12 protein-coding genes and 2 pseudogenes are annotated in these 13889 nt (G+C 74.1%); 6 read left to right on the top strand and 8 right to left on the bottom strand.

The features are described from left to right. Window positions 1–156: 156 nt before the first annotated feature. The 3 genes from BJF77_RS04215 to BJF77_RS04205 all read right to left on the bottom strand — a co-directional run bounded on the left by BJF77_RS04215 (window position 157) and on the right by BJF77_RS04205 (window position 6539). Window positions 157–2982: an aconitate hydratase gene (locus BJF77_RS04215; protein ID WP_075871358.1), complete on the bottom strand. Its 2826-nt coding sequence runs from the start codon at window positions 2980–2982 to the stop codon at window positions 157–159. 159 nt (window positions 2983–3141) lie between these two features. After that, window positions 3142–4536, bottom strand: coding sequence for a class I SAM-dependent RNA methyltransferase (locus BJF77_RS04210; RefSeq protein ID WP_075871357.1), 1395 nt, complete (start codon window positions 4534–4536; stop codon window positions 3142–3144). Then, the gene (locus tag BJF77_RS04205; protein WP_075871356.1) at window positions 4533–6539 is read right to left on the bottom strand and encodes an APC family permease; all 2007 of its coding nucleotides are present in this window, start codon (window positions 6537–6539) and stop codon (window positions 4533–4535) included. The genes BJF77_RS04210 and BJF77_RS04205 overlap by 4 nt, the downstream gene beginning before the upstream one ends. Before the next feature lie 85 nt (window positions 6540–6624). Between BJF77_RS04205 and BJF77_RS04200 the strand changes: the two are divergent. Beyond that, window positions 6625–7370: pseudogene (locus BJF77_RS04200) on the top strand (TrkA family potassium uptake protein). Further along, window positions 7370–8053, top strand: a complete 684-nt coding sequence (locus tag BJF77_RS04195; RefSeq protein ID WP_047802552.1) for a TrkA family potassium uptake protein — start codon at window positions 7370–7372, stop codon at window positions 8051–8053. Before BJF77_RS04200 ends, BJF77_RS04195 begins: the two are co-directional and overlap by 1 nt. A gap of 60 nt (window positions 8054–8113) precedes the next feature. Here BJF77_RS04195 and BJF77_RS04190 read toward each other — a convergent pair whose 3' ends face one another. The 4 genes from BJF77_RS04190 to dut all read right to left on the bottom strand — a co-directional run bounded on the left by BJF77_RS04190 (window position 8114) and on the right by dut (window position 10473). Further along, the gene (locus BJF77_RS04190) at window positions 8114–8854 is read right to left on the bottom strand and encodes a DUF3159 domain-containing protein (protein ID WP_047802551.1); all 741 of its coding nucleotides are present in this window, start codon (window positions 8852–8854) and stop codon (window positions 8114–8116) included. 30 nt (window positions 8855–8884) lie between these two features. Continuing rightward, the gene (locus tag BJF77_RS04185; RefSeq protein WP_238985989.1) at window positions 8885–9277 is read right to left on the bottom strand and encodes a hypothetical protein; all 393 of its coding nucleotides are present in this window, start codon (window positions 9275–9277) and stop codon (window positions 8885–8887) included. A 3-nt stretch (window positions 9278–9280) separates the two neighbouring features. Continuing rightward, window positions 9281–9979 (bottom strand): DUF3710 domain-containing protein, encoded by a 699-nt coding sequence (locus tag BJF77_RS04180; protein WP_047802562.1) that lies wholly within the window; start codon window positions 9977–9979, stop codon window positions 9281–9283. A 65-nt stretch (window positions 9980–10044) separates the two neighbouring features. Further along, the gene (dut, locus tag BJF77_RS04175; protein WP_369821359.1) at window positions 10045–10473 is read right to left on the bottom strand and encodes a dUTP diphosphatase; all 429 of its coding nucleotides are present in this window, start codon (window positions 10471–10473) and stop codon (window positions 10045–10047) included. Between the two features lie 111 nt (window positions 10474–10584). Between dut and BJF77_RS04170 the strand changes: the two genes are divergently transcribed. Further along, a complete protein-coding gene (locus tag BJF77_RS04170; RefSeq protein WP_047802548.1) occupies window positions 10585–11106 on the top strand; it encodes a DUF3093 domain-containing protein in 522 nt (173 codons plus the stop codon). An 87-nt stretch (window positions 11107–11193) separates the two neighbouring features. On the opposite strand, the gene BJF77_RS04165 is transcribed toward BJF77_RS04170, so the two are convergent. Continuing rightward, entirely contained in the window at window positions 11194–11493 is a 300-nt protein-coding gene (locus BJF77_RS04165) for a DUF4193 domain-containing protein (RefSeq protein WP_047802547.1), read from the bottom strand. 299 nt (window positions 11494–11792) lie between these two features. On the opposite strand from BJF77_RS04165, the gene sepH reads away from it, so the two are divergent. The 3 genes and pseudogenes from sepH to BJF77_RS04150 all read left to right on the top strand — a co-directional run. After that, window positions 11793–12911 (top strand): septation protein SepH, encoded by a 1119-nt coding sequence (gene sepH / locus BJF77_RS04160; RefSeq protein WP_075871354.1) that lies wholly within the window; start codon window positions 11793–11795, stop codon window positions 12909–12911. Beyond that, on the top strand, window positions 12908–13267 hold the full coding sequence (locus BJF77_RS04155; protein ID WP_075871353.1) for a hypothetical protein: 360 nt from the start codon (window positions 12908–12910) through the stop codon (window positions 13265–13267). The genes sepH and BJF77_RS04155 overlap by 4 nt, the downstream gene beginning before the upstream one ends. A gap of 160 nt (window positions 13268–13427) precedes the next feature. After that, window positions 13428–13889 (top strand): annotated as a pseudogene (locus tag BJF77_RS04150) (hypothetical protein); the annotation flags it as partial.

The following is a 13889-nucleotide window of genomic DNA, read 5'->3' as shown; positions in this document are numbered from 1 at the left end:
CGGCGCGTTCCCCCGATCCTACTCGCTCGCCCCGACACCCCCGGGCAGCACGAGGGGCCCGGTCCGTCGCCGGACCGGGCCCCTCGTGCGTCCTGGATCAGGACCGGGCGACCGCTCGCCCGTGCTTCCCCGGGGCGCCGGAGCGCGCCCGGGGAGCTACTTGGCGATCTGCCGCAGCACGTACTGCAGGATCCCGCCGTTGCGGTAGTAGTCCGCCTCGCCCGGCGTGTCGATGCGCAGGACCGCGTCGAACTCGACCGTGGAGCCGTCCTCCTTCGTGGCGGTGACCTTCAGCGTCTTGGGGGTGGTGCCCTCGTTGAGCGCGGTCACCCCCTCGATGGCGAAGGTCTCGGTGCCGTCGAGGCCGAGGGAGTCGGCGGACTCCCCGGCCGGGAACTGCAGCGGCAGCACGCCCATGCCGATGAGGTTCGAGCGGTGGATGCGCTCGTAGCTCTGGGCGATGACGGCCTTGACGCCCAGCAGCGAGGTGCCCTTGGCGGCCCAGTCGCGCGAGGACCCGGAGCCGTACTCCTTGCCGCCCAGCACGACCAGCGGGACGCCGGCCTGCTGGTAGTTCATCGCGGCGTCGTACACGGCGGCCTGGGGGCCGCCCTCCTGGGTGAAGTCGCGGGTGAAGCCGCCCTCCACGCCGTCCAGCAGCTGGTTCTTGATCCGGATGTTGGCGAAGGTGCCGCGGATCATGACCTCGTGGTTGCCGCGCCGGGAGCCGTAGGAGTTGAAGTCCTTGCGCTCCACGCCGTTGGCGATGAGGTACTGGCCGGCCGGGGTGTCGGACTTGAAGGAGCCCGCCGGGGAGATGTGGTCGGTGGTGACCGAGTCGCCCAGCTTCAGCAGCACCCGCGCGCCGGAGATGTCCTCGACCGGGGTCGTCTCCATCGTCATGCCCTCGAAGTACGGGGGCTTGCGCACGTAGGTGGACTGCGGGTTCCACTCGAAGGTCTTGCCGGTGGGGGTGTCCAGGTTCTGCCAGCGCTCGTCACCGTCGAAGATGGTGCCGTACTCGCGGGTGAACATCTCCGTGTCGATGGACGCGTCGATGATCTTCTGCACCTCGGCCGGCTCCGGCCAGATGTCCTTGAGGTAGACGTCGTTGCCGTCCGCGTCCTGGCCCAGGGGCTCGCTCTCGAAGTCGAAGTCCATGTTGCCGGCCAGGGCGTAGGCGATGACCAGCGGCGGGGACGCCAGGTAGTTCATCTTCACGTCCGGGTTGATCCGGCCCTCGAAGTTGCGGTTGCCGGAGAGCACCGAGGTCACGGCCAGGTCGTTGTCCTGGATGGCCTGGGAGATCTCCTCCTCCAGCGGACCCGAGTTGCCGATGCAGGTGGTGCAGCCGTAGCCCACGATGTAGAAGCCGAGCTCCTCCAGCGCCGGCACCAGACCGGACTTCTCGTAGTAGTCGGTGACGACCTTGGAGCCCGGTGCGATCGAGGTCTTGACCCACGGCTTCGCCTTCAGGCCCTTCTCGACGGCGTTGCGGGCCAGCACCGCCGCGGCCATCATGACCGAGGGGTTGGAGGTGTTGGTGCACGAGGTGATCGAGGCGATCGACACCGCGCCGTGGTCGAGCTCGAACTCCCGACCGTCGGGCATGGACACGGGGACCTGCTTGGTCGGCCGGCCGTTCTCGGCGTACGCGTGGTGCTCGCGCGGGCGGTCGGCCTCGGTCTGCTGGTCGCCCGGGCTGTAGGCCGGGGCGTCGGAGGCCGGGAACGACTGGGCGGAGGCGTCGTCGGCGGAGTTGCCGGCGGTGACGTCCTCGTCCACGTGGGTGGCGTAGTTCTTGATGTCCTCGTGGAACTGCGCCTTCGCGTCGGTGAGCGAGATGCGGTCCTGGGGGCGCTTGGGCCCGGAAATCGAGGGGACCACGGTGGAGAGGTCCAGCTCGAGGTACTCCGAGAAGGTGATCTCCTCGGCCGGGTCGTGCCACATCCCCTGTTCCTTCACGTACGCCTCGACGAGCGCGACCTGCTCGTCGGAGCGCCCGGTCAGGCGCAGGTAGTCCAGGGTGACGTCGTCGATCGGGAAGATCGCGGCGGTCGAGCCGAACTCGGGGCTCATGTTGCCGATCGTCGCGCGGTTGGCCAGGGGCACCGCGCCCACGCCCTCGCCGTAGAACTCGACGAACTTGCCGACCACGCCGTGCTCGCGGAGCATCTCCGTGATGGTGAGCACCACGTCGGTGGCCGTGGCGCCCGCCGGGATCTCGCCGGTGAGCTTGAAGCCGACCACGCGCGGGATGAGCATCGAGATGGGCTGGCCGAGCATCGCGGCCTCGGCCTCGATGCCGCCCACGCCCCAGCCGAGCACGCCCAGGCCGTTCTCCATGGTCGTGTGCGAGTCGGTGCCCACGCAGGTGTCCGGGTAGGCGCGCAGGACGCCGTCGACCTCGCGGGTCATGACGACGCGGGCCAGGTTCTCGATGTTGACCTGGTGGACGATGCCCATGCCCGGGGGCACGACCTTGAAGTCGTCGAAGGCGGTCTGGCCCCAGCGCAGGAACTGGTACCGCTCGCCGTTGCGCTGGTACTCGATGTCCATGTTGCGCTCGATCGACTCCGGGCTGCCGAACGAGTCGATCTGCACGGAGTGGTCGATGACGAGCTCGGCGGGCGCGAGCGGGTTCACCCGGGCGGGGTCGCCGCCGAGGTCCGCGACGGCCTCGCGCATCGTGGCGAGGTCGACGATGCAGGGCACGCCGGTGAAGTCCTGCATGATGACACGGCCCGGGGTGAACTGGATCTCGATGCTGGGCTCGGCCTCCGGGTCCCAGCCGGCCAGGGCCTCGATGTGCTCGGAGGTGATGTTGGCGCCGTCCTCGGTGCGCAACAGGTTCTCGAGCAGAACCTTGAGGCTGTACGGGAGCTTCTGCGCCCCCTCCAGCGTGTTCAGTCGGAAAATCTCGTATTCGGTGCCGTCGACGTCGAGAACGCCCTTGGCTCCGAAGCTGTCCACCGTGCTCATATGCGTGGAACTCCTCTCGCCACCGTCATGGAAACGCCCGCGGGAGGATCCCGGCGAAGTGCCGGGCGTTCTCCCGTGAACAGTCACCTGTCAGTGTAGCCCGATCGGGCGCGGTGGCTCCCGAGCGGCCGTCGGCCCGACGACACAACCGGGCGCGGGTCAGGGCTCCAGGACCGCCAGGGTCTCGACGTGGTGGGTGTTGGGGTACATGTCGAAGGCCCGCACCGACCGCACCCGCCACCCGGCCCGGCGGAACCGGCCGAGGTCCCGCGCCAGGGTGGCCGGGTCGCAGGCGAGGTAGGCGATCCGGCGCGGGGCCAGGGCCACGAGCTGGTCCACCACGACCCGCCCGGCGCCGGCCCGGGGCGGGTCCAGGACCACGACGTCCGGCCGGTCCGCCGCCCGGGCCCGTCCCGGGGACCTCCGCCTGCGGGGCGCGGCGGTGCCCGGCCAGAGCCGGGCCGCGACCTTGTCGACGCTGCCGCGCTCCACCCGGACCTGCGGGCGGTCCGTGAAGGTGCGCCGCGCGTCGGCGCTGGTGACGGGCGACCCCTCGACGGCGAGCACGGACCCGGCGGGGCCGACCGCGTCGGCGAGCGCGGCCGTGAACAGGCCCGCGCCGGCGTAGAGGTCGAGGGCGTGCTCCCCCGGGCGGGCCCCGACCGCGGCAGGCACCGCCTCGAGCAGCAGGCCGGGGGCGCTGCGGTGGATCTGCCAGAAGCCCTCGGCCGAGACCTCCCAGCGGTGGGCGCCGGCGTGCTCGACGACGGCGGGCCGCCCCGACCACGTCTCGAGCTCGCGCGAGTCCTCGGCGCGGGCGGTGACGGAGACCTCCCGGCCGGCGGCGAGGCGGTCCAGCTCCCGGCGCAGCCGCTGCCGGTCGGCGCCGGCGGCCAGGGCCAGGTGGACCAGCGGCGTCCCGCCGCCGGCCGGGGCCGCGACGTCCACGCGCACCGCGCCCCGCAGGTCCAGCGCGGAGAGCCTCAGCTCGTCGATGGCCGGGACGACGAGCGGGAAGCTCTCGACCGGGACGACGGCGGCATCGCGGTGGGGGTGCATCCCGATCCGCCCGGCGGCGTCCACGGCGAAGTGGGCCCGGGTCCGCCAGCCCAGGCCCAGGGGGTCCTCCCCGGGCATGGCCTCGACCTCCACCACGGTCTCGAGACCCGCCAGGCGGGAGAGCTGCTCGGCGACCACGGCGGCCTTCAGCCGGCGCTGGGCCGGGAGCTCGGCGTGGCCGAACTCCGCCCCGCCCACGGGCGGCTCGCCGCGCCGCCAGGTCAGGAGGGCGTCGGCCGGCGCCCAGACGTGCCGATCGCGGCGGCCGGGGTCGGCTTCCAGGACCGCCACCACGTCGCCGCGCCAGAAGCGCGCCTCGGCGCCGGCCTCCGTGAGCCGGACGCGGACCAGCTCCCCGGGCAGGCCGTGGCGGACGAACACCACCCGGCCCTCGCCGGTGCGGGCCACGGTGTGGCCGCCGTGGGCGATCGGGCCGAGGCGCAGCTCGAGCTCGTCGTGCTCGTCGGGAGTGGCCGGGGGGTGCGGGGAGGTCACGGGCGGGCGGCTCTCTGCTGGGGGGCGGGGGCGGACTCGGGGCCGACGTCCTGGCCGGCGGCCGAGGACAGGTGCCAGGGCACGGAGGCCGTCATGACCCCGCGCTCCTGGTGCAGGCGGGCGCGCAGCGGGCGGATCGCCTGGTTGTGCAGCAGCCGCTCCCAGCGGTGGCGCACCACGTACTCGGGCAGGTAGACCACGACCAGGTCCCGCGGGGACTTCCGGCGGACCCCGCGCACGTGGTCGACCACGGGGCCGATGGTGTCCCGGTAGGGGGCGTCGAGCACGGTGACGGGCACCGGAATCTCGAGCCGCTGCCACTCGTCGAGGATCCGCCGGGTGGCAGCGGCGTTGGTGTCCACCACCACCGCCTCGAGGGTCGAGGGCCGGGAGGCCCGGGCGTAGGCGAGGGCGCGCATGAGGGGCTTGCGCACGGAGGAGACGTAGATGATGGCGTGCACCCGGGAGGGCAGGGCCCGCACCGGGGAGTCGGGCTGCAGGGCGAGCTCGGCGTCCACGGCGTCGTAGTGCCGGCGGACGCCGGCCATCACGGCGCTGAGCAGCACGATGGCCACCAGGGTGATCCACGCCCCCTGGGTCAGCTTGGTCACGACCACGACCACGAGCACGGCCGCGCACAGCACGAAGGCGACCAGCGCCACCGCCCGGCGGCCGAACAGCTCCCGGCGCACCCCGGGGTGGGGCCGCATCCGCCGGACCCGCCCCCAGTGCCGGACCATGCCCGCCTGGGTGAGGGTGAAGGAGACGAACACGCCCACGATGTAGAGCTGGATGAGGCTGTTGACGTTGGCCCCGAACGCGACGATGAGGACCACGGCCACGAGCAGCAGCAGCAGGATGCCGTTGGTGAAGGCGAACCGGTCCCCGCGCGCCTGCAGCTGCCGCGGCAGGAAGGCGTCGCGCGCCAGCCGGGAGGCCAGCGTGGGGAACCCGGAGAAGGCCGTGTTCGCGGCGAGGACCAGCACCCCGACGGTCGCGGCCACGAGCACGTAGAACCACAGGGAGTCGGTGCCGAAGACGGTCTTGGCGAGCTGGCCCAGGACCGGGTCCTGGAAGAAGTCCGGGGCGGGGAGCCGGCCGTCGACCAGCAGCTGCTCCTCGGGGTTGCCCACGACGACGACGTCCGTGCGGTCCGCGAGGTACATGACCCCGGCGAGCAGGGCCGCCGAGAGCGCGCCCAGCAGGCCGAGGGTGGCCGCCGCGTTGGCGGCGCGCGGCTTGCGGAAGTAGGGCACGGAGTTGGTGATGGTCTCCACGCCGGTCAGCGCCACGGCCCCGGAGGAGAAGGCCCGGAGCACCAGCAGCGCCCCCGCCAGGCCGGTCAGCCCGGCGTCGAAGCCGGCGGCGGGAAGGACCTCCCGGTCCGCGCTCGGGGCCTGCCCCAGGGAGCCGGTGAGGTCCTGGCCCACGCCCACGAGCAGCAGCGCGGCGAGCACGGCCAGGAAGAAGTAGGTGGGCACCGCGGCGGCCCGGCCGATGAACGCCAGTCCGCGCAGGTTGAGCAGCCCGACGAGCAGCACCCCCACCACCGCGAGCTCCACCCGCCGGTCGGCCAGGCCGGGCAGGGCCGCCGTGACGTACTGCGCGGCGGTGGCCATGGACACCGCCACGACCAGCGTGTAGTCGGCCATCAGGGCCGCCCCGACCCCCACGCCGGCGGTGCGCCCGAGGTTCTTGGAGACGATCTCGTAGTCGCCGCCGCCGGAGGGGTAGGCGCGCACGTTCTGCCGGTAGGCGGCGATGACCACGGCGAGCACCACGAGCACGGCCAGGCCCACCCACGGGGAGATCGCGACCGCCGTGGTCCCCGCCAGGGCGAGCGTGAGGATGATCTCGTCCGGCGCGTAGGCCACCGAGGACAGCGCGTCCGCCGAGAAGACCGGCAGCGCCGTGCGCTTGGGCAGCACGGCGTCGTGGAACCGCTCGTTGTGGATGGGCTTGCCGACGAGTGCGCGGCGCAGCGCCCGGGGAATGCTCTGCACGGCTCCCCACGGTAGTCCGTCCGGCACCGATTGTCCGCCGGGACGGGCGTGAGGTGCGCCGCCCCGCGTGGCCTAGGCTGAGGACATGGCGCATTTCGTGATCATGGGAGTGGGGCGCGTCGGCGTGATGGTCGCGCACACCCTGGAGGACTCCGGGCACACCGTGGCGGTGATCGACCAGGACGACCGGGCCTTCCGCCGGCTGCGCAAGTCCTTCGAGGGCAAGAAGGTCACCGGGCTGGGCTTCGACCGCGAGGTGCTGCGCCGGGCCGGGATCGAGGAGGCCTACGCGTTCGCGGCCGTCTCCAGCGGGGACAACTCCAACATCATCGCCGCGCGGGTCGCGCGCGAGACCTTCAAGGTCCGCCACGTGGTCGCCCGCATCTACGACCCCTCCCGCGCGGAGTTCTACCAGCGCCTGGGCATCCCCACGGTCGCCGCCGTGCGCTGGAGCGCGGACCAGGCGCTGCGCCGGATCCTGCCCGAGCAGTCGATCACCGCCGACTTCCGGGAGGCTCGGGCCGGCTGCAGCTGGGCGAGCTGTCCCTCGACGACTCGTGGTCGGGCCTGCACCTGGAGGCGATCGAGGAGGCCGCCGGCGTGCGCGTGGCCTTCGTGACCCGCTTCGGGGAGGGCGTCCTGCCCGGCCCGGACACCAGCTACCAGCAGGGGGACGTGGTGCACGCGATGATGCGCACGGGCGAGGTGGAGGCGATCTCTCGCATCCTCTCCCGCCCGCCGGACCCGGACGTCCTGGACTTCGCCAACTCCCTGCGCCGCGACGCCGAGGACGCGTCCGGCGCCGACCGCACCTACCCGGGAGGCAACTGATGCGCGTGGTCGTCGTGGGCGCGGGCGCCGTGGGGGCCTCGATCGCCCGGGAGCTGCTCTCCCACCACCACGAGGTGGTGATCTTCGACGAGAAGCCCGAGGTGATCGGGCGCTCCGACCTGCGCGGGGCCCAGTGGATCATCGGCGACGCCTGCGAGCTGTCCACGCTGCGGGAGGGCGGCCTGGAGCAGACCGACGTCGTCGTCGCCGCCACGGGCGACGACAAGGCGAACCTGGTGGTCTCCCTGCTGGCGCGCAGCGAGTTCGGCGTGCCCCGCACGGTGGGGCGGGTGAACAACCCCAAGAACGAGTGGCTCTTCGACGACGCCTGGGGCGTGGACGTGGCCGTGTCCACGCCGCGGCTGATGACGGCGCTCGTCGAGGAGGCCGTGGAGGTGGGCGACGTGGTGCGGCTGCTGACCCTGCAGACGGGCGGGGCGACCCTCTCCGCCTACACCGTCCCGCACGAGCACCCGGTCATCGCCTCGATGGTCTCCCAGGTGCCGTGGCCCCCGGACGTCACGCTCGTGGCGATCCTGCGCGACGGCGTGCCCATCACGCCCTCCGGCGACGACGTGCTGGAGGGCGCCGACCAGCTCTTCTTCGTCTCCACCGCCGAGGGCGAGGGGCAGCTGCGCGCGATGTTCACGACCGCCGACCAGCACGAGCCGCTCGAGGGCTGAGCCCGGCCGGGCGGCTCAGCCGGCCCTGTCCCCCTCGGCTCCGTCCTGCTCGGCGCCGTCCTACTGGGTGACGTCCTGCTCGGTGCCGTCCTGCTCGGCGGCGATCTGCTCCGGCGGCCGGGAGACCAGCCACGCCAGCCACAGCGTCAGCGCGTACAGGGGCACGCCCATGACCAGCCGGGCCACGCCCAGCCCGGTGAGGTTCTCCGCGAAGTACAGCGGCACCTGCACCAGGAGCCGGGCCGCGAACATGGCCATGAGCATCACCGTGGCCACCCGGTACGCGCGCCGGCGCACCGGGACGTCGCGCCACTGGGTGCCCTCCCCGCGGATGTAGCCGTAGAACACCCCGAGCAGCGGCCAGCCGGCGAGCAGCGAGATCCCCAGGCCCACGAAGGAGACCGTGTTGATCCAGAACCCGGGGACGTAGTAGTCCAGGGCCTCGCCGGTGGCGCGGGCGAACAGCGCGCACACGCCCACGCCCACCACACCGGAGACCGCCTGGACCAGACTCTGCCGCTGGGCCAGGCGCAGCACCGTGAACGCGGCCGCGGTCCCGAGGGACGCCAGCAGGGCCACCCCCAGGGTGTTGCCCACCAGGAGCACGGCCAGGAACACGAAGCCCGGCAGGATCGTCTCGGCCAGGCCCCGCCAGCCCCCGACGGCGTGCAGCACGTCGAGCTGGCCGTTGTCCTTGCGCCGCATGCCGGAGCGGGCCGCGTAGGCGGCCATCGAGTCCTCCATCCCGGCGCGGCGCGGGGCGGGGCCCGCCGTCTCGTCCGGCTCCCCGGGACGTGTCATCCGTCGACCTGCCACATGTGCTGTTCCGTCCTATCTGCTGACCTGCTTGGCGATGATCTCGTAGCGCGGGTTGAACATGGTGGGGCGGCCGTCGCGGAAGCTCACGACCCCCACACAGCGCAGCCGCGTCCCGGCGGTCACGCCCGGCACGCTGCGCTGGCCCTGCCACACGAGCAGCAGCGCCCGGGGCTCGGGGGCGTCGGGATCCCGGTCGCACTCCGGCACGAGCAGCGCCGTGTAGTTCTGCACCCCGGTCACCGGGGGCACCGTCACCTCGACCACCTGGCCGGTGGCCATCACCCGGTGCCGGCCGCCGGCGGCCGCCGGGTCGAGGTCCCCGGCGCACACGGGAGCCTCGGTGACCACGTCGATCGCTCCCGTCGCCGATCCCGCCCGCGGTGAGCCGATGTGCGCGTGTGCCACGGCTCAGCCGATCTCGGTGATCTCGGGGCCGCGCCGCGGCGGGGCCACGGGCCCGGCCTCCGGCCGCGGGGCCGGCGCCCGGACGGAGCCTTCCGGCACGGTGAGCGGGAGCAGCTCCCGCGGGGGCATGGGACGGTCGCCGCGCACCACGACGAGCTCGCGGACGACCTCCTCGAGGGCGGCGGACTCGGCTGCCACCGCGGCGGTGCCCGTGAACACCGCGCGCACGAACCAGCGGGGACCGTCGATGCCGACGAAGCGCGCGAGGCGGAAGCCCCGGGTCCCGTCCGAGGCGGTGGCCGGGAAGCGAGTGAGCACCTGGAGCCCGAAGGGCCCCTCCTCCACCGTGGGCTCCCCGTTGCCCTCGCGCAGGGACTGGACGAGCTCGCGGCGGACCTCGTCCCACAGCCCCTCGGAGCGGGGCGCGGCGAACGCCTGGACCTGCACCGAGCCGCCGGCGAGGTCGAGCGCCACCGCGCGCGGACGCTGGGTGCGTTCGTCGACCTCCAGGCGCACCCCCAGGCCCTGCCGGGGCCGCACGAGCAGCGCGCCCAGGTCGAGGTAGCCGTCCCGGTCCTCGAGCTGGGCCACGTCCAGCGGGCCCTGCGGCTCCCGGGGCGGCGCCGGCTGCTCCTCCGGGGCGTCCTGCGGCTGCTCCGGGACGTCCTGCGCCGCCGGCTTGTTCTTCTTGCGACCGAACATGTTCTCGTTCTCCTCCGCCGGCACGCGTGCCGGCTCGTGGCGTCAGCTCTCGGGTCAGCTCGTGGTCAGGCGGTGCCGCTGGAGCCGAAGCCCGTTCCGCCGCGCTCGGACACCGGCAGGACGTCGACGACCTCGAAGACGGCCTGCTCCACGCGCTGCACCACGAGCTGGGCGATGCGGTCCCCGCGGCTGACCCGGAAGGGCTCGTCCCGGTCCGTGTTGAGCAGCGTCACCATGATCTCCCCCCGGTAGCCGGCGTCCACCGTCCCGGGGGCGTTGACCACCGTGATGCCGTGGCGGGCGGCGAGGCCCGAGCGCGGGTGGACGAACCCGGCGTAGCCCTCGGGCAGCGCGATGGCCACGCCCGTGGGCACCAGGGCGCGCTCACCGGGGCCGAGGGTCAGGTCCGCGCGGGAGCGCAGGTCCGCGCCGGCGTCGCCGGACTTCGCGTACACGGGCAGGGGGAGGTCCGGGTCGATCGCCTGCAGCGCGATGCTGAGCGGGCGCCCGGGGCCCGGGGAAGGCCGGTGGCCTGTCGACTGGTCGTTCACAGTGCCCCACTCTAACGCGCCGGACCACGCCCGCGGTCGTGAGAACCTTGTCCCATGTCCCACCCTGCTTCCTCCAGCGAGTCCCCGTCCGACGACCCCCGCGGCGCCCGACCGTCCCCGGCCGGCGACCCCGGGACCCGGGTCCTCTACGAGGAGAAGCTCACCGCCGCGTGGTGGATGTGGCTCCTCGTGCTCTTCACCGGACTGGTCGTCCTCGTGGCGCTCGCGCCCATCAACCTCTGGGTGGCCGGGCTCGCCGCCCTCGGAGCCGCGGGGGGCGCCGCCGCGGCGCTGCTCGCCTCCACCAGCTCCATCGTGATCACCGACGAGTCGCTGCAGGTCGGCCGGGCCCGGATCGAGCGGCGCTTCGTCGGCACCGCCGAGGCCTTCCGCGGTGACGAGGTGCGCCGCGTGCGCGGCCCCGAGCTCGACGGCCGCGCGTTCATGAACTTCCGGGCGTCCGTGGGCCCCGTGGTGCGGATCCGCATCACCGATCCCGTGGACCCGACCCCGTACTGGCTGACGTCGACGCGGCACCCGGAGCGGATCGTGGAGGTCCTGTCCCAGCCGGTGTGAGCCCCGGACCCGGACGGAGGAACCCCGCCGCGACACGCGTCGCGGCGGGGTTCCTCCGGTGCCGGGGCGGTCCGGCGGGTGCGGTGCTCAGCCCACGCACTCGATGCAGTACTTGACGCCGTTCTTCTCCTCGGCGACCTGGGACCGGTGGCGCACCAGGAAGCACGAGCCGCAGGTGAACTCGTCCTCCTGGGCCGGCAGCACCACCACGGAGAGCTCCTCGTTGGAGAGGTCCGCGCCGGGCAGCTCGAAGCTCTCGGCCGCCGCCGCCTCGTCCTCGTCGACGCTGCCCGACTGCGGGTCGCTGCGGCGCGTCTGCAGCTCCTCGATCGAGTCCTCCTTGAGCTCGTCGTCCTGCTTGCGCGGCGCGTCGTAATCAGTGGCCATAGTCGGTCTTCGCTCCAAGATGGGTCCAGGACGAGCTCTCGGGCGGCTGCCGCGCCGCCCACCGGGCTCTGTATCGCGTAGATTGTTCACCATGTGAGGGCAAAAATCCAACCGTGCTCCCGCCCGCGAACACGCGGTCCGAGGGGTTCGCGGGCGGCGTCCGGCGACCCCCGTGCGGCGGCCAGTAGGATTGGGGCGCAGGGTCGCACCGGCACCACGCCCGCGGCCACCGGCCCCGCCGCGCAGTCCCCGCTCGACGACCGCGAGCGCACCCGAGAACCACCCGGAGGAATGACAGCATGGAGCAGTTGCGCCTGGCAGGTGTGCACGACGACGGTGAGCACCTGGTCGTCGAGGACGAGACGGGCACCCGCCGCCTGCTGCGGATCGACCAGGAGCTGCGCCTGGCCGTCCAGCGCGCCCGGCGCCTCGCCGGCGCCCGCCCCCGGGGCACGGGCCAGTTCGGTCCGCGCGAGATCCAGGCCCGGTTCCGCGCCGGGGCCACCGTCGAGGAGATCGTGGCCGAGAGCGGCTGGGAGGCCGCGCGCGTCCGCCGCTACGAGTGGCCGATCCTCGCCGAGCGCGCCCACATCGCCGCCGAGGCGCAGAAGGTCGAGATCGAGGACCGCTCCGCGCACCGGGGCTACCACTCCGTCTTCGAGGGCGAGCCGCTGACCCTGGGCCGGGCCGTGGCCCACCGGGCCGGTGACCTCGGCGTGGACCCCTCCTCGCTCGAGTGGGACTCCTGGCAGCGCGAGGACCACCTGTGGACCGTGGTCGCCCGGTTCTCCGTGGCCGACGCCGGGTCCGCCCCCACCCAGGACGAGCCCCAGGCCGAGTGGCTCTACAACCCGGCGAACCAGAGCGTGCGCCCGGCCAGTTCCTGGGCCGAGGCCCTCACCGAGACGGGCACCCCGGACACGCCGCTCGGCGCCGGCCTCGGCGTCCTGGACGGCGGGCTCGACCCGGAGCTCACGCAGCTGCGCCGCTCCGCCGTGGAGGCCGACGACCTGCTCGACGTCCTGCAGGCCCGGCGCGGTCAGCGCATCGGCGAGGACGTGGAGGGCGACGACGCCCTGGCCGAGCTGCTGGGACGGGGCATGGGCCACGTCGAGCGGCGTCCCCGACCGCTGGCCGCGCCGGAGGACGCCCCGGTGTTCGACCGGCCCTTCCAGCCCGCCACCCGCTTCCCCGACGCCGCCCCGGCCGCACCGGGCACGACCCCGCAGGCGCGGCACCGCAGAATGCGTCCCAGGACCGCGGCGCGCCCGAGGACGGTCCCGGCACGGCACCGTCCCACCCCGAGGGCAGCACCGCCCCCCGCGCCGCGGGGCAGGATGCCGCGGGGCAGGAGCCCGTCGTCCAGGACGCGTCCCCGCAGAACGCCCCCGAGCAGGACACCCCTGATCAGGACGTGACCGAGCAGGACGTCACCGAGCAGGTTGCCGCCGCCCAGGACCCGTCGGAGCCGGGGCGCCCGGCGCAGGAGGTGCCGGGCCCGATCGCCGCGCTCCGGCCGGTGGCCCCGGCCCCGGAGTCGCCGGCCGACCGCCCCGCGTCCGGCCGTGCCGAGGACGCCGTCGGCGCGGGCTCCGAGCGCCCCGACGCCCGGGACGAGTCCGGGCCGGCGGGCGCGGACACCGGTCCGGCCGACGGCGAGGGCGCCGCGCCCGAGCGGCCCCGGCCGCGCAACCGGACCGCGAAGGCCCGCCGCTCGGCGCGCTCCTCCGTGCCCAGCTGGGACGAGATCGTCTTCGGCAGCTCCTCCGACTGAGCTCCCGGCCCCGGCGCGCGCCGGCCTCCGGCGCACCGGGACGGCCACGGGATAGAGTGCACGCAACAGGGGCCGGTCCGCGCCGCGCCCCCGGGTCCGCGCGCTCCCCCGTCCTGCGCGCGGCCCGGACGCACGGAACCACGTCAGGGGTCAGCAGGTCATGGGCAATTCGATCGAGGACGATCTGTTCGGTGAGGACGAGCGCGACGGCGTCGCCGGGGCGCCGGACGGCTCCGCCGACCGGACCGGGAGCGAGTCGCCGGCCGAGCTGGTCCACGGCTCCGGGCCCGGCCGGGTGGTGGCGGGGCTCGTGCTCGGCGCGGTGGTGCTCGTGGTGCTGGCCGGCGTCGGCGCCCTCTATCTCGGCGGGGTGGGTCGCGACCTGTTCGGGGCCGGCCGGGAGGCGCAGTTCGTCCCGGCTCCCTCCGTGAGCCGCACCGCCACCGCCACGCCCACACCGTCCCGCACGCCCTCTCCGAAGCCCACCCGGTCGCCGTCCCGGACCGCTGCGCCCAGCCCGTCCGCGGAACCGGAGCCCGTCGCCCCCGGCCGGGAGGCGCAGTTCGTCCCGGCTCCCTCCGTGAGCCGCACCGCCACCGCCACGCCCACACCGTCCCGCACG

It is taken from the genome of Kocuria sp. CNJ-770 (assembly GCF_001942375.1).
Taxonomy (GTDB): domain Bacteria; phylum Actinomycetota; class Actinomycetes; order Actinomycetales; family Micrococcaceae; genus Kocuria; species Kocuria oceani.
This window is presented reverse-complemented; position numbering and strand designations above follow the sequence as displayed.